Origin of the sequence: Yersinia entomophaga (assembly GCF_001656035.1) — a bacterium.
Taxonomy (GTDB): Bacteria; Pseudomonadota; Gammaproteobacteria; order Enterobacterales; family Enterobacteriaceae; genus Yersinia; species Yersinia entomophaga.
On sequence record NZ_CP010029.1, the window covers coordinates 1591758 to 1606692 of the forward strand.

Here is a 14935-nt window from a genome sequence, read left to right on the forward strand (position 1 = left end):
CGGAAAATGCGCGGCGTGAAAAACATTTTCCGCCGTTCACGTACAGAAAAACTTACACATGCGCTTCCTCTCAGATCCAGTACACTATCCCTCTACTTTTTATTCGGAATATCCCCGATGAAATTGACCATTGAGCGCTTAACTCAGCTATCACATCAAGATCTTATCGATCTGGCAAAAATCTGGCCAAAACAGCAACCCGCCGACTGGCAGAGCTGGATTGATGCAGATCGGCCGCTATTTGCCGCACGTTTTAACCAAAGATTGCTGGGAGCAGTGAAAGTCCGGCTGAGTGCAGAGCGGGCGGAGCTAGAAGATTTACTGGTACGGGAAGTGACCCGTCGTCGCGGCGTGGGATTGTATCTGGTAGAAGAAACCCTGCGTCAACTGCCAGCCGTTCAGCACTGGCAGTTGAGTTATGGCGAGGTCCCTGGTGTTGGACGCTCTGAAATGGAACAATTTATGCTCGCCTGTGGTTTTCATTCTGGCGAGCAGGGCTGGCAGCGTTAAAGCCGCTGGCCCATCCGCCATACGGCGGCCACGTTGCGTGCAGTAACGCGCAGATTTTCCTGCGCTTCCGCTAACGCCTCGGGTAAAGTCACAATACGGTTTACCACGGAGAATACCGCATCTAAACCGTATTGATGTACTACCTGATAGTCCTGAGTCATACCTCCCGCCAGAGCAATAGTCGGAATTCCTAGCGCTTTGGCGGTCCGAGCCACGCCAATTGGCGTTTTACCGTGAATTGTCTGGCTATCAATCCGGCCTTCCCCGGTAATCACCAGATCGGCACCATTCATGGCCTCTGCTAACCCTAATGCCTGAATAACAATCTCAATACCGGGTTTAAGCTGTGCGTTGAGCAAACCAAACAAAGCCGCGCCCATACCACCTGCGGCACCGGCTCCTGCCGTTTCGATCACTGAACGTCCCGTCAATGCGTCAATGTGCTCACCGTAGTGGCGCAACGCGCCGTCCAGCGTGCTGACCATCTCAGGCGTTGCCCCTTTCTGGGGGCCAAATACAGCAGAAGCGCCCTTCGCTCCACACAGCGGGTTATCGACATCACAGGCTACGATGATCTCGGTCTGAGCCAACCGCTCATCCAACGCCGATAAATCAATATGATGCAATCGACTTAGCGCCGCGCCGCCGCCGGGCAGCGCTTCGCCCTGAGCATCGAGAAAATACGCGCCCAGCGCCTGCATCATGCCAGCGCCACCATCGTTGGTTGCACTGCCGCCAATTCCCAGAATGATTTTACGCGCGCCTTTATCTAACGCAGACAGAATGAGCTGGCCGGTGCCAAAACTACTGGTGTGCAGCGGATTGCGCTGTTCCTGCCGCACCAGATGCAAACCGGAGGCCGCCGCCATTTCAATCACCGCCGTTTCACCGTCGCCCAGCCAGCCGTAAAAAGCCTGCACCGGCTGACTCAGCGGCCCGCTGACTTCAACCTGAATAATATCGCCACCGGTCGCCGCGACCATTGATTCAACGGTGCCTTCTCCACCGTCGGCCATGGGTAATTTAACGTAATCTGCCTGCGGGTAAATCTCGCGAAAACCTTGTTCGATAGCTTCAGCAACCTGCATTGCCGTCAGGCTTTCTTTAAATGAATCGGGCGCAATAACAATTTTCATCAAATACCTCGTTAACCCGCCAAGTTAAATACGCCGAACATCAGCGTGGAAACCAGTGCAATGGTGAAGCCCACCAACGTTTCGTATGGCAACAGTTTCAAACGCTCATGCACCTGCATATTGACGCTGCCGCCGGTTGCATGGAAGAAACTGCCGTGTGGCATGTGATCCAGTACCGTCGCGCCAGCATGTACCATGGCTGCGCCAGCCAGTGCCGTTACGCCAAGATCCAACAATGTTGAACTGAATACCGCCGAAGCCACCGCGGTGCCCGCCGTGGTTGACGCCGTTGCCATCGACATCAGCGCCCCGGAAATCGGCGCTAACAGATAAGCAGGCATACCTGATGCCGTTAATCCTTCGATCAGTACGTCTTTTAGGCCGGAATGAGCAATAATGCCCGCCAAAGTACCGGTTCCCAGCAGCATAATGGCAACCGGTGCCATGCGACTCAAACCGGAAATCATATAGCGGTTCGATTCGCGCCAGCGCCCCATGATCACCGCGCCAACCAAACCACCCAGAGGCAAAGCCAGCAACGGATCGATGGTAACACCCGCAATTGGGCGCAAAGCCAACAGCGCGATAGCCACTAATGGAGCCGAAATCGCAGCGGTAAAGGACGGAAGCTGGTTGGTTTCATGCACAATCAGCTCATCGGCGTTAACCTTGCTGCCTTTGTGTTTCAGATGCTTAGCTAAATAATAGGCCACAACCAGGCCAAACAAACCGGGGATAATGCCGGCGGCCATCAGAGAGGTCAGTGGCACATGGAAACTGTCTGCGGCCGCAATGGTATTTGGGTTCGGAGACATCACGTTACCCGCCTTACCGCCGCCAATCATCGCCAGCAGAATAGCCATTTTGGAAATATCGGCTCGATGAGCAATCGCCAGAGCAATAGGCGCAACGGTAATCACCGCTACATCAATAAATACGCCTACGGCGGTTAACAGCATAGTCGCTACCGCCAAAGCCAACAGCGCGCGCTTCTCACCCACTTTGCGCACAATTGTTTCTGCGATGGTATTTGCCGCGCCGGATTCAATTAACACTCCGGCAAGCACACCGGCCGCCAAAATACGCAGCACCGCATTGGTAATGCCCTGAGCGCCGCTGATCATCAGGCTGACGGTTTGAATCAGATCCGCACCACCGACTAACCCACCGGCGAGCGCGCCAGCCATCATGCCGTAAACCGGCGGAACTTTACGTAATATCAGCACGATGGAGACAATAAGTGCCACCAGCGCGCCTAAAGCTGAAACCGTTGTCATGTTCTGCTCCCAGTGTACTTTCTAATTTTATTTTTCAGGGTAAGGAGCCGGCATTATGTAAACTTCACCGGAGAAAGGCATGGTAGGATTGACCAGAAAATAACTAGGATAAACGAGATGTAATTGTAGAAAGCCACAAATCAGCCGTAGATTTGCAGACCGATATACAAGCGCAACAAAGAAGGTAACTGATTGATTTTTAAACCCGTTATTTCTTCTATTTTTTGCAGGCGATAGCGTAGGGTATTCACATGAATATGTAGCAGCCGGGCTGATTGAGACAGATCACAATTCTGATCAAAATACTGTTGCAGCGTCTGTCTTAGTACACCTTTACCATCCGCAGCGCAAAGCTGCGCCCAACTGGTGCCCAATTCCTCTGCCTGCCAAGTCCCCGCAAACTCCCCTAACAACGCCGGTAAAGAGTAATCGTTGTAATACAGCGTCTTATGCCTTAACCCCAGCCGTTCAGCCATTCCCTGCGCCGCACGAGCGGTGAGATAAGAGCGACGAATACCTTCAACGCCGGGGAATTGGCCACCGACAAAAATGCGCACATCGAAACGCGCCTGAAGCTGAGTCACAAAGGGCTGAAGCTGCTTATTTAAAGGACGCGACGGCTTATCTCCAGCAGCCAACGCCAGCGGTTTGAGCATCACTAATTGGTTAAAACCATTCATGCTAACCAGATGATCACGACCAGTCGCATCCAGCACATCAATAAGCTGGCGCAGAGATTCATGATCTGGCTGATTCAGTTGGATAATCAGAGCGATGCGCGGCAAGGTTAAATTCAGCCCCAAATAGGCCGCCATTGAACCTATTGATGTGTCTTGCTGATACTCAGCCAATAATTGGCTGACTAACTCTTCCCGATAGCGTTTTTCCCACTGGGTTTGTTCCAGCAAGGCGGCCTGTTCCAGAATCAGCTCTGCAGCCATTCGCACTAACTCGGCATAAGCGCGAACCTGCGCCGGTTCACCAGAAATGCCAATGACGCCCACCAACTGCTGGTGAAAAATAATCGGCAGGTTAATTCCGGGTTTGACTCCCTTCAACTTGGCAGCAGTAGCACAATCAATTTCTACCACTCGATTTTCCATTAAAGCCAGCACCGCCCCCTCATGGCGCTGATTAAGGCGCAGCGGATCTCCAGAGGCAATAATAATTCCCTTATCATTCATGACATTAACCGAGTACTGGATGATACTCATGGCTCGCTGAACAATCTGCCGGGCGGTGGTTTCTTCAAGATGGTTTTGACGCATGGGCTTCCTGTCTGGAAACGCTGGAGAATTAAGGGAAAACAAGTATTACGATAGTGTACGGAAATCCAAACGCCGTTACCGATAGGCGTCTCAAAAAACCGAATATTGAAATGAACGGATGGCAGTTAAAAGCTAATTCGGAAGAAAATCATATAAAAAATATTGATGAAAACCAGAAAAGCAAAAGGGCGATAAATAATTATCGCCCTTTTCTGTCTTTACGCGGATGTTGCTCTTAGGCTTCGATAGCCATGCGTAACTTTTTCATCGCGTTCTTTTCAAGCTGACGAACGCGTTCTGCAGAAACGCCGTACTTATCGGCCAACTCCTGCAAAGTAGATTTGTTGTCATCATCCAGCCAACGGGCACGAATAATATGCTGGCTACGCTCGTCCAGACCTTCCAACGCATAGGTCAGTTTGTCCGCTGCGTGGCTTTCCCAGTTATCTTCTTCAATACCATCGGCAAAATCAGAAGTTTTATCCTGCAAATACAGAACGGGAGCCATAGACTGACCGTCGCGTACTTCATCGTCCGGAGTTGGGTCAAAAGTCATATCCTGCGCGGACATGCGAGATTCCATTTCACGAACGTCTTTGCTGGTCACACCCAGCTCTTTGGCAACCATTTCAACTTCTTCCTGATTAAACCAACCTAAACGCTGTTTGGTTTTACGCAGGTTAAAGAACAGCTTACGCTGTGCTTTGGTGGTTGCGACTTTGACAATACGCCAGTTGCGCAGAACATATTCATGAATTTCTGCTTTGATCCAGTGTACCGCGAAGGACACCAGACGCACCCCAACTTCCGGGTTGAACCGACGAACTGCTTTCATCAAGCCAATATTACCTTCCTGAATCAGGTCAGCCTGTGGCAGACCGTAGCCAGAATAGTTACGGGCAACATGAGCAACAAAGCGCAGGTGAGACAGGATTAGCTGTTTAGCCGCCTCCAGATCGCCCTGGTAATGCAGCCGTTCAGCCAACTCACGCTCTTCCTCTGCTGTCAGCATAGGATAGGTATTGGCAGCCCGAATATAGGCTTCCAGACTACCTTGCGGTACTAAGGCTAAAGTTTGCATTTCTTTGGTCATTTAAACCCTCTCATAGCATGTGCAGATCGTGCATAAACTCTCGGCGCGCATATTTTAGCATCCGGATAACCAGATTCAAGCACCGGGCACCTTATCATTTCACTGTGCTCTTCGACCGACTAACGCCACAAAAGTTCAATATAGATCACAGTTTCAACGCTGGATCCTAGCCGATAACCTGTGGATCTTACCAGTAGTTATTGCCTGGAAATTTGTAGAAATGGCGGTAGTCACGATGATTATGCTTCCCCTGCTTAATCGGAAACCGCAGGGGAAGAGTATAGCAAAAATTGCTTATTGCGGTGTAAATCGGCGTAAATGTTGAACAGTTGCCAGCCAGGCGGCGATCCAGCCGATCATGGCAGAAATCAGCACCAGCAGCAGGGATTCATCCCAGCTCAGTCCGTGCAGAGAGAAACTGGTACCGAATACCGTCGCTACCTGCGCCACTACCGAACCCAACTTCCACACCAGTGCTTCCGACAGAATTAGCGATAGAACTGCACCACCCAGACCTAGCATCGCGCCACCGTTCAGGAATGGCCGCAGAATAAAGCCATCTGTGGCACCAATCAGTTTCATCACATTGATAGTGTCGCGACGACTGAAAATGCTCAATCGCACGCTGTTACCGATAACCAGGAACACCGCAACGACCATCAACACGCCGATCATCGCCGCCACTTGCCCAACCAGGCCGGTCAACGCCGCCAGTCTTGCAAACCAGCTATCGTCCATACGAACTTCTGCCACACCTTCAACCTTGGTGACACGATCCCGCAGGGTATCCAGCGTTTCAGAGCTTTGGAAACTCATTTGCGGCGTGATGATCGCCACCGCTGGCAGCGGATTCTCTTCCAGCATATCCAGCGCACCGCCGAAACCTGACCAGTTGCGGAACTCACCCATCGCTTCTTCCCGCGACAGATAATTCACTTTTTCCACGCCGGCTTCTGCTTTCAATGCGGTTACCACATTTTCCGCAGCGTTATCGTCAAGAGACTTATCCAGATACACCGTAAGCTGTGGCGTCGGGTACCACTGTTCAGCGGCGGTGCTGACGTTCTTCCAAACGATATAGCATACACTCGGCAACGTCAGAGAAATGGCGATCACCATGACCGTCAGCAGGGTAGCCAGAGGCTGGCGCATCATATCGGCCAACGCATTGACCCATGAATAACGCCACTGTTCGCGCCAGCCGCCTTTCAACGCTTTGGTTTTTGCTTTCTTTGCATTATTCGCCATGACGCGCTCCTGACATTCTTCCCTGACTGAGCGTTAGAATCGGGTAACGACGCCGCGCAATCAGCGAAGTATCGTGGGTGGCCATCAAAACGGTCACGCCAACACGGTTAAACTCTTCAAACAGGCGCAAAATACCTTCCGACAGGGCTTCATCGAGGTTACCGGTAGGCTCATCCGCCAGCAATACCGCCGGCTTATTCACTACCGCACGGGCAATACCAACCCGCTGCTGTTCCCCGCCAGAAAGCTGGATCGGGAAGTTTTTCGCTTTATCCAATAAGCCGACTTTATCCAACGCCGCCGATACCCGACGACGGATATCTTCGGTACTGGCACCGGCAATAATCAACGGCATCGCGACATTGTCATACACGGTTCGATCCAGCAGCAAATGGTGATCCTGAAAGATCATCCCGATCTGGCGACGCAGAAAAGGAACCTCGCGGTTTTTCAACCGGCTGATATCGTGGCCGCCAAACCAAATGTGGCCGGCACTAGGCCGTTCGATGCCACAAATCAGTTTGAGCAGCGTACTTTTCCCAGCGCCGGAGTGGCCGGTCAAAAACGCCATTTCCGCCGGGCGTAGATGAAAATCTACCCCTTGCAGCGCTTGTCGGCCGCCCAGATAAGCTTTACTGACCTGTTCAAAGCGAATCATCCGTATTAATCCTCTCGGGCAAAAAGAGCCTCAATAAAATCGTCAGCCTTAAATGGCCGCAAATCTTCAATACCTTCTCCAACGCCGATATAGCGGATCGGAATACCAAACTGATCGGCAATGGCGAAAATCACCCCGCCCTTGGCGGTACCATCCAGTTTAGTCAGGGTTATCCCCGTCAGGCCAACCGCTTCGTTAAACAGTTTGGCCTGGCTTACCGCATTTTGTCCGGTGCTGGCATCCAGCGTCAGCATAACCTCATGAGGGGCATCGCCGTCCAGCTTTTTCATTACCCGGACAATCTTCTTCAGCTCTTCCATCAGGTGAGCTTTATTCTGCAAACGCCCGGCGGTGTCCGCCAATAGCACATCGACGCCACGGGCTTTAGCTGCTTGAATCGCATCAAAAATAACTGAGGCGGAATCCGCGCCGGTATGCTGAGCGACCACGGCAATTTTGTTGCGCTCGCCCCAAACCTGTAGCTGCTCAACGGCGGCAGCGCGGAAAGTGTCCCCAGCGGCCAGCATGACTGATTTGCCTTCGGCCTGGAACTGACGTGCCAGTTTACCGATAGTGGTTGTTTTACCTACGCCGTTCACCCCAACCATCAGAATTACGTACGGGTTCTTACCGCTGACATCCAAAGGTTTGTCGACTTTAGCCAGAATTTCGGACATTTCCTCCTTCATCTTGCCGTAGAGTGCTTCGGCGTCTTTCAACTGCTTACGACTGGCGTGAGCGGTTAAGGATTCGATGATTTTACGCGTAGTTTCGACGCCAACGTCGGCGATCAGGAGCTGTTCTTCCAATTCTTCAAACAGATCGTCGTCGATTTTCTTACCGCTGAATAACCCCATAAAACCAGAACCCAGGTTTTGTTTGGTTTTCAGCAAGCTACGTTTTAAGCGAGCAAAGAAGCCTTCTTTCGTTGGCCTTTCCTGTTCTTGAGCCACAGGTGCCACTACAGGTTCAAGCTCGATTTCGTCCACCAATTCAGACTCAGCAAGCGCAGTAGTCACTTCTGGCTCTGGCTCTGGCTCTGGCTCTGGCTCTGGCTCTGGCTCTGGCTCTGGCTCTGGCTCTGGCTCTGGCTCTGGCTCTGGCTCTGGCTCTGGCTCTGGCTCTGGCTCTGGCAGAATAACTTCAATATCTTCCACCGTTTCGACAGAAATATCAGCCTCTGCTTCAACCAGAGCAGACTCAGGCTCGAATACCTGCGGTTGATGCTGCTCCGTCAAGAACTGAGCCACAGCTTCAGCAACCAGCGGCTCTGCTGCCGGTATCACTTCTTCTGCCAATATCTCTACGGATTCCGGTTGTTCGGTCACCGCAGCGCTAACCGGTTCGATAACCGCCGTCGTCTCGATCTCGTTGAATTCAGCCGGCTCTACGTATTGAGTGGGAACAATCTCAGGCTCAATTGGCGTTTCTTCCACCAACGGCACTACATCGATAGCCGGGGCTATTTCTGCCGCCGCTTCCGCGTTGATTTCGCTGTCCCATTCCCCCACCTCCGTTGGAACAACGGATTCCGCTGCCGGAGTAGGTTCGTCAGCCGTTACAAGCTCATGCTCAGAAGCCGCGGGCAGGCTTTCATCAACCACTGGCTCAGCGACTGGCTGCTCAATTTTTTGTTCTTCTTTCTGTTCTTCACTCTGACGGCCAAGACCCAGCCAGGAAAAAAACCCACGTTTTTTTTCTTTTGCCATTTGCGACTACACTCCTCGCGGTTAAATCATGGCTTACATAAATAAGATAATAGCTCGCCAGTCTATCACTTTCCCCCGAGCAGCAACACGCGCACGATGCTGCTTTCCGTTGTGAATTCAATCAACAAAGCATTAACGTTTCCCCTCACTGCGCACATCGGTAGAATAGCGGCTATATCTTCTATTCAGCGCCGTCAAAATGGCCACATTTCAAGCAGCGAGCTATGGCAAAAAAACCACAACAACAATCCTTCGGGCAGATTCGTATTATTGGCGGAAAGTGGCGTGGCCGGAAGTTACCGGTTCCCGATAGCCCAGGCTTACGACCAACGACCGATCGAGTGCGGGAAACCCTGTTTAACTGGCTGGCACCGATGATTCAGGGCGCTCGCTGCCTAGATTGTTTTGCCGGCAGCGGCGCTCTTGGTCTGGAAGCGCTGTCTCGCTATGCTGGAGAAACCGTGTTGCTGGAATACGAGCGCAATGTGGCACGCCAGCTCACTAGTAATCTGGCTTTGCTAAACGCAGAAAATGGGCAAGTGGTGAATACCAACGCCCTGCAATGGTTGGCGCAACCGGGTAAACCTTTCGATTTGGTGTTTCTCGATCCGCCGTTCCGTAAAGGTTTGCTGGCAGAAACCGTCAACCTGCTAGAGCAGCAAGGCTGGCTGACCGATGAAGCCTGGATTTACGTAGAGGCCGAAGCGGAAAGCGCGGCCGCAGACGTACCGGCCAATTGGCAATTACACCGTGAAAAGGTCGCGGGGCAAGTCGCCTATCGCCTGTATATTCGTCACCATGCTGCGTCTGACGCAGCGCAGGAGCCAGAGAATGTTGATTAATTTCGGTCGTTTACTGATGCTGGGCGTATGGGCTTTTCTGATCCTGAACCTGATCCAGCCATTCCCTAGTCCGTTGAAATATTTTGTGAATGTCGCGATGATTTTTATGGTGCTGATGCATGGTTTACAGCTCACGCTGCTGAAATCAACTCAGCCTAAGGATCAACCGATTAGCGGCTGGCAGCAGGTCAAAATCTTTATCTTTGGTGTTTTTGAACTGTTGGCGTGGCAGAAAAAACAGCCGCCAATGCCGAAAAAGTAATTTCCATCCCTACGTACTTTTCCAAGCCAAAGCTATTTGGCTGGCTGAACGGCGGTAAAATCAATATAGCGGGTGCCTTGTAAACGCAGGGTGCCCTGCATACCGATATTAATTTGTTGATATTCCTGACGAGGCAAAACAATATTAATTTCACTGCCGCTCAGGAGCGGGCGAAAAGTCACTTCATAGCGTTTATCTTCCGCCACAATTTCTTCCCGCTGACGTGAACGACGATTCGGCGCTAAAACCTCACGTTTATTACTAACCTCAACCTGCAGGCTGCGCATTGGAGCTTTATCATTCTCTGCATCCAGCCGGCGTTTTTGCCAATACTGGCGCGTGGCTAAAATAACAATCAGTGCCACAACCACAATAAAAATCAGCGGTGGTTTGCTCATGAATTACACCTAATAAATAAAGCTGTCGCCGTTATCAGATTCAGGGCTTATTGCCCGGTAAATAAGGGAAGTTCATCACGTTGGCTCCCAAATCAGAGATACGCGCGCTACCTTTTTCGGTCACGACATCAATACGGATGACGGAATGAAGTGGAATATAGCTACGGTTGACGCCAGAAAATTCGGTTTTCAGTTTTTCTGTCGACGGATCAACCAATAACGCCGATTGGCTATCAAATACAAAATCAGCAATCTCGATAAACCCGAACAAAGAGCTGGGCGTTATTTCACGGACATAGAGTTGATAATTCTTACCATTGTTCATGAACTGAATGCGGTAAAGAGTTTGATCGTTCGCCATGGTGTTACCTATCGCTATCCTTCGATAATCAAGCTTTCAGGGGAAGAGAACCGGTTATTAACATACCATGAAGGGCTTAAAGACGCATCCGTGCGGTTAGCGGGTTTATTCTGTCGTTCGACTGTAAATCAGGCTTGCCAGCGATTGCTTAGCCCTCCACCGGTTTACACCATTCACCGTGATCCATCCAATCTTCATCAGAGTCCCCTTTAATCCACACTTCATTGCCATACTGATGAATTAATAACGCCGGCTTATTTTGATCGATATTCTTCAGGTATTTATTATAGACGGGATGGCGGTTATTTAAGATATCGGCTTTGCCGTAATGTATCTTGCCGGGATATTTTCGATTATCGACAAAAGTGACATAGAAATTATCATTGCGCAGCTCAATTATGGCCCGCCCATTCTTGACCAACTTGCAATTATAAGTAAAACCGGGAAATTCCGCACTATAGGCAGCAGAACAGACTGAAAGAGTCATTACCATGATAAGTAACAATTTTTCTTTTTTCATTTTTAATTTCTGGCAAATAGCGTTCATATTAAAGTGGCAGAAATAAACTGACAGCTATGGCAGAGTATTATTATTCTCTACCGCTTATATAAGCTCATAAGCCTGCGCCAATTCTCGTATATTACCGGGTTCAATACTGTTACCCATTAAACACGGGGAATATTAATAGCATCTGCTCAGGCTATTTTCTATACTTTTATTAACGAAAGGTTACTTTGATGTAACAATAAATGCTTTAATTAAGTTAATATATTTATTTAAAATAATTATCACGCTTACTTTAGCGTCTGTTTTTCACACACTCAAGTACGAATTTTGACCTACGAATTCACGCCGTTGCATCACATATAAAATCGCATGCAAAAATCATTAGTAATCGAATAGCCCCTGTTGTTCATCCTGACGATCCCCTACACTGAAAAGAGACATTGGCTGATAATTATCGTTACCGAGCGGCTATTTTTTGCAGAAACTTTAGAGAAGAAGGATAAAAAATGAGTTGGCCATTCCTCGCTGTATTTTTTTCTGGTTGGTTGTTTGTTGATGCCAGCTACCGTGGGCCACGCTGGCAACGGTGGGTCTTCAAACCCGTAACCCTGTTACTGCTGGTTCTACTCGCCTGGCAAGCTCCGGTACTTGGGCCAGCCGGCTATCTGATCGTTCTCGGGCTGCTAGCCACCATGGCTGCCGACGCTTTGCTATTGCTACCCAGTGAGCGCTTACTTTATGCCATTGGCGCATTCTTCCTTTCTCACCTGCTGTATACCATCAGTTTCGCGACACAGATGACAGTCAGTATTTTCTGGCCGCTGCCGTTGGTGCTGATCATCATAGGTGCACTGTTACTGGCAACAATCTGGACCCGGTTGGAAGAAATGCGCTGGCCGATCGCAACCTATGTCGCCATGACGCTATTGATGGTGTGGGTTGCCGGTGAACAATACTTCTTACGGAGCACCGATTTTGGCTTTTCGCTGCTGATCGGCACTTCTTTGCTGCTGTTAGCCAATATTATCTGGCTGATCAATCGCTACCGTTTTTCTTTCAAAGCCGCTGATGCACTGGTCGCAGGCTGCTATTTTGTTGGTCACTTCCTGATTGTCCGCTCGCTCTATCTGTAAATATCTACGCCCCACGGACGGGGCGTACTGGTTTCTTCTTTCTCCTTTCTGCACAAATTCACCCGCGCAGCAAGTCCCCGTGGTTAATAAATCGAACTCTATTTAGCAATAATTCTCATCCTTCTATTGACTCTGGAGTTAGCTCCAAGGTGTAGAGTCCTCTCATCAACGGGGAATTAACTGTTCCGGGGGCACTATGCATTCACATCGCGACCACCAACATTCAGATGAAGTTCATGACCACAACAACGAAGGTCACGCACATATTCATACAGCCGATACACATTGCTGTAGTGCAACAAATACAGCGGTCGAAGAGGTATCTCAAGCTAGTAAACACTCACATTCTTCCAACTGTTGCAGCAGTGCCAAGCCTGATACGTCAGGGAATGATAGCGAATTAGAAGGGCTACCCAGCACGGGCGGTCAGCGTTATAGCTGGCATATAAAGGGGATGGATTGCCCAAGTTGCGCGCGTAAGATTGAAAATGCCGTAGGCGGTATCTCCGGCGTGGAACAAGCCAAGGTGCTGTTTGCTACGGAAAAGCTGGTGGTAGATGCCAAAACTGACGTCAGCCAACAGGTACAAAACGCCGTCGCCAAAGCGGGATTTAGCCTGCTGGACAGCCCCAAATCAGGGCAAAAAATGGCGGCCAATGAAAATAAGTTTCGCGAATATTTACCAATAATCGTACTGACGCTTTTGATGTTAGCCAGTTGGGGAATTTCATTAGTTAGCGAAGAAAGTGGCCGCATCGCCTTTATCGTCACAACCGTGGTGGGATTAATTCCTATCGCCGGTAAGGCACTGAAACTGATTCGTTCCGGCACGCCTTTTGCCATTGAAACCTTGATGAGCGTGGCAGCCATTGGCGCGTTATTTATCGGCGCAACGGCAGAGGCCGCCATGGTATTGCTGTTGTTTATGTTAGGCGAACTATTAGAGTCTTACGCCGCCAATCGTGCACGACGAGGCGTTTCAGCCCTGATGGCGCTAGTACCGGAAGACGCTTTGCTACTCAAAAATGGGCAACGGAGTCTGGTTCCTGTCAGCAGTTTACGGCCAGGAGACGTAATTGAAATCGCGCCAGGAGCGCGTCTGCCAGCCGATGCAGAGCTGGTTACACCTTTTGCCAGCTTTGATGAGAGTGCTTTAACCGGCGAGTCGATTCCGGTTGAACGACAACAAGGTGAAAAAGTGGCGGCAGGCAGCCTTTCCATCGACAGATCCGCCGAAATGCGCGTAATTTCCGAGCCGGGTAATAACGCCATTGACCGCATTTTACAGTTAATTGAAGAAGCGGAAGAACGCCGCGCGCCGATTGAACGCTTTATCGATCGCTTTAGCCGCATTTACACTCCATTAATTATGCTGCTGTCCGTTTTGGTGATTTTGATTCCACCTATGTTCTACGGCCAGCCTTGGGAACCTTGGATTTATCGAGGTCTAACCCTGCTATTAATCGGCTGCCCTTGTGCTTTGGTTATCTCCACGCCTGCGGCCATTACTTCCGCACTGGCGGCGGCAACTCGTCGCGGCGCGTTGATTAAAGGCGGAGCAGCATTGGAGCAACTTGGCATCATTCAAACCGTTGCCTTCGATAAAACCGGCACGCTGACCGAAGGTAAGCCTCAGGTGACCGACGTACTGCCGGTCAATGGCGTGACTGAAAATCGCCTGTTAACGCTAACCGCCGCCGTAGAAGCCGGTTCCCACCATCCTTTAGCTACGGCAATTTTACAGCGCGCCGCGCAGGAATCGACTTCGCTACCTCCCGCAGAGGAACGTCGGGCGTTGGCAGGTATTGGCGTCGAAGGGGTCGTTAACGGCATAAAAATATTGGTGAGTTCTCCGGGCAAACTGGCTCCACAATCGCTAGATAACCACTGGCAAACACAATTGGATCAGTTGGAAAGCAGCGGCAAAACCGCAGTTGCGGTGCTGGAAGAGGGGCGCTTTATTGGTCTGCTGGCGCTGCGGGATACTCTGCGCACAGATGCAAAACAGGCGATTAATGCGTTGAAAAATCTGGGTATTCAGGGCGTGATGCTGACCGGTGACAATCCGAGAGCCGCAGCGGCAATTGCCAATGAACTAGGCATCGACTATCGAGCTGGATTATTACCCGCGGATAAAGTAGAGGCGATCACCGCGCTGAATAAGGCTAAACCCACGGTCATGGTCGGTGATGGCATAAACGACGCGCCCGCGATGAAGGCCGCCAGTATTGGCGTCGCTATGGGGAGCGGAACCGATGTGGCGCTGGAAACCGCCGATGCAGCGTTGACCCACAACCGGCTGACCGGATTAGCGGAAATCATCGTGCTATCACGTGCCGCTCGCGCCAATATTCGGCAAAACATCGCTATTGCGCTGGGATTGAAGGGAATTTTCCTGATTACTACTTTGCTGGGATTAACCGGTCTGTGGCTGGCAGTGTTGGCCGATTCGGGCGCAACGGCTCTCGTTACCGCCAACGCCTTGAGATTACTGAGAAAACGCGAAATTTAACCGGGTAGAATTTTATCCGA

Annotated in this window: 15 protein-coding genes; 5 read left to right on the forward strand and 10 right to left on the reverse strand. The window is 50.6% G+C overall.

Going from position 1 to position 14935, the window contains the following annotated elements; all coding sequences use genetic code 11:
• The first annotated feature begins 117 nt into the window (after positions 1-117).
• The gene (panM, locus tag PL78_RS07250) at positions 118-510 is read left to right on the forward strand and encodes an aspartate 1-decarboxylase autocleavage activator PanM (RefSeq protein ID WP_064514341.1); all 393 of its coding nucleotides are present in this window, start codon (positions 118-120) and stop codon (positions 508-510) included.
• Here the strand turns inward: panM and PL78_RS07255 are convergent.
• The 7 genes from PL78_RS07255 to ftsY all read right to left on the reverse strand — a co-directional run bounded on the left by PL78_RS07255 (position 507) and on the right by ftsY (position 8899).
• Positions 507-1646 carry a glycerate kinase gene (locus PL78_RS07255; protein WP_064514343.1) on the reverse strand — a complete coding sequence of 380 codons (1140 nt, stop codon included), beginning with the start codon at positions 1644-1646 and terminating at the stop codon, positions 507-509. The genes panM and PL78_RS07255 overlap by 4 nt on opposite strands.
• Positions 1647-1657: 11 nt before the next feature.
• Positions 1658-2923, reverse strand: coding sequence for a GntP family permease (locus tag PL78_RS07260; protein ID WP_064514345.1), 1266 nt, complete (start codon positions 2921-2923; stop codon positions 1658-1660).
• 140 nt (positions 2924-3063) lie between these two features.
• The gene (locus PL78_RS07265) at positions 3064-4191 is read right to left on the reverse strand and encodes a sugar diacid recognition domain-containing protein (protein ID WP_064514347.1); all 1128 of its coding nucleotides are present in this window, start codon (positions 4189-4191) and stop codon (positions 3064-3066) included.
• Positions 4192-4426: 235 nt separating this feature from the next.
• A complete protein-coding gene (gene rpoH, locus PL78_RS07275; RefSeq protein ID WP_064514351.1) occupies positions 4427-5284 on the reverse strand; it encodes an RNA polymerase sigma factor RpoH in 858 nt (285 codons plus the stop codon).
• Positions 5285-5578: 294 nt separating this feature from the next.
• A complete protein-coding gene (gene ftsX / locus PL78_RS07280) occupies positions 5579-6532 on the reverse strand; it encodes a permease-like cell division protein FtsX (RefSeq protein ID WP_064514353.1) in 954 nt (317 codons plus the stop codon).
• Complete coding sequence (gene ftsE / locus PL78_RS07285) at positions 6522-7190, reverse strand: cell division ATP-binding protein FtsE (protein WP_049600906.1); 669 nt, start codon at positions 7188-7190, stop codon at positions 6522-6524. Before ftsE ends, ftsX begins: the two co-directional genes overlap by 11 nt.
• A 5-nt stretch (positions 7191-7195) precedes the next feature.
• Entirely contained in the window at positions 7196-8899 is a 1704-nt protein-coding gene (gene ftsY, locus PL78_RS07290; protein ID WP_064514355.1) for a signal recognition particle-docking protein FtsY, read from the reverse strand.
• 224 nt (positions 8900-9123) lie between these two features.
• Here ftsY and rsmD point away from each other — a divergent pair, with 224 nt between their 5' ends.
• Positions 9124-9741 carry a 16S rRNA (guanine(966)-N(2))-methyltransferase gene (rsmD, locus tag PL78_RS07295; protein ID WP_064514356.1) on the forward strand — a complete coding sequence of 206 codons (618 nt, stop codon included), beginning with the start codon at positions 9124-9126 and terminating at the stop codon, positions 9739-9741.
• Complete coding sequence (locus tag PL78_RS07300; protein ID WP_064514358.1) at positions 9731-10003, forward strand: DUF1145 family protein; 273 nt, start codon at positions 9731-9733, stop codon at positions 10001-10003. Before rsmD ends, PL78_RS07300 begins: the two co-directional genes overlap by 11 nt.
• Before the next feature lie 32 nt (positions 10004-10035).
• Here the strand turns inward: PL78_RS07300 and PL78_RS07305 are convergent, their stop codons facing one another.
• The 3 genes from PL78_RS07305 to PL78_RS07315 form a co-directional block, all read right to left on the reverse strand.
• Positions 10036-10401 (reverse strand): DUF2500 domain-containing protein, encoded by a 366-nt coding sequence (locus PL78_RS07305; RefSeq protein ID WP_064514360.1) that lies wholly within the window; start codon positions 10399-10401, stop codon positions 10036-10038.
• Between the two features lie 40 nt (positions 10402-10441).
• Entirely contained in the window at positions 10442-10762 is a 321-nt protein-coding gene (locus tag PL78_RS07310; protein WP_064514362.1) for a DUF1820 family protein, read from the reverse strand.
• Positions 10763-10910: 148 nt separating this feature from the next.
• Complete coding sequence (locus PL78_RS07315; protein WP_064514364.1) at positions 10911-11282, reverse strand: hypothetical protein; 372 nt, start codon at positions 11280-11282, stop codon at positions 10911-10913.
• A gap of 494 nt (positions 11283-11776) precedes the next feature.
• On the opposite strand from PL78_RS07315, the gene PL78_RS07320 reads away from it, so the two are divergent.
• Both PL78_RS07320 and PL78_RS07325 read left to right on the forward strand, forming a co-directional pair.
• A complete protein-coding gene (locus PL78_RS07320; RefSeq protein ID WP_064514366.1) occupies positions 11777-12403 on the forward strand; it encodes a lysoplasmalogenase in 627 nt (208 codons plus the stop codon).
• A gap of 196 nt (positions 12404-12599) precedes the next feature.
• The gene (locus tag PL78_RS07325; RefSeq protein ID WP_064514368.1) at positions 12600-14915 is read left to right on the forward strand and encodes a zinc/cadmium/mercury/lead-transporting ATPase; all 2316 of its coding nucleotides are present in this window, start codon (positions 12600-12602) and stop codon (positions 14913-14915) included.
• The last annotated feature ends 20 nt before the right edge of the window (positions 14916-14935 follow it).

Bases quoted from the DNA above. Each gene is read 5' to 3' on its own strand.
- panM (WP_064514341.1), top strand. From the start codon at position 118: ATGAAATTGACCATTGAGCGCTTAACTCAGCTATCACATCAAGATCTT.
- PL78_RS07255 (WP_064514343.1), bottom strand. From the start codon at position 1,646: ATGAAAATTGTTATTGCGCCCGATTCATTTAAAGAAAGCCTGACGGCA.
- PL78_RS07260 (WP_064514345.1), bottom strand. From the start codon at position 2,923: ATGACAACGGTTTCAGCTTTAGGCGCGCTGGTGGCACTTATTGTCTCC.
- PL78_RS07265 (WP_064514347.1), bottom strand. From the start codon at position 4,191: ATGCGTCAAAACCATCTTGAAGAAACCACCGCCCGGCAGATTGTTCAG.
- rpoH (WP_064514351.1), bottom strand. From the start codon at position 5,284: ATGACCAAAGAAATGCAAACTTTAGCCTTAGTACCGCAAGGTAGTCTG.
- ftsX (WP_064514353.1), bottom strand. From the start codon at position 6,532: ATGGCGAATAATGCAAAGAAAGCAAAAACCAAAGCGTTGAAAGGCGGC.
- ftsE (WP_049600906.1), bottom strand. From the start codon at position 7,190: ATGATTCGCTTTGAACAGGTCAGTAAAGCTTATCTGGGCGGCCGACAA.
- ftsY (WP_064514355.1), bottom strand. From the start codon at position 8,899: ATGGCAAAAGAAAAAAAACGTGGGTTTTTTTCCTGGCTGGGTCTTGGC.
- rsmD (WP_064514356.1), top strand. From the start codon at position 9,124: ATGGCAAAAAAACCACAACAACAATCCTTCGGGCAGATTCGTATTATT.
- PL78_RS07300 (WP_064514358.1), top strand. From the start codon at position 9,731: ATGTTGATTAATTTCGGTCGTTTACTGATGCTGGGCGTATGGGCTTTT.
- PL78_RS07305 (WP_064514360.1), bottom strand. From the start codon at position 10,401: ATGAGCAAACCACCGCTGATTTTTATTGTGGTTGTGGCACTGATTGTT.
- PL78_RS07310 (WP_064514362.1), bottom strand. From the start codon at position 10,762: ATGGCGAACGATCAAACTCTTTACCGCATTCAGTTCATGAACAATGGT.
- PL78_RS07315 (WP_064514364.1), bottom strand. From the start codon at position 11,282: ATGAAAAAAGAAAAATTGTTACTTATCATGGTAATGACTCTTTCAGTC.
- PL78_RS07320 (WP_064514366.1), top strand. From the start codon at position 11,777: ATGAGTTGGCCATTCCTCGCTGTATTTTTTTCTGGTTGGTTGTTTGTT.
- PL78_RS07325 (WP_064514368.1), top strand. From the start codon at position 12,600: ATGCATTCACATCGCGACCACCAACATTCAGATGAAGTTCATGACCAC.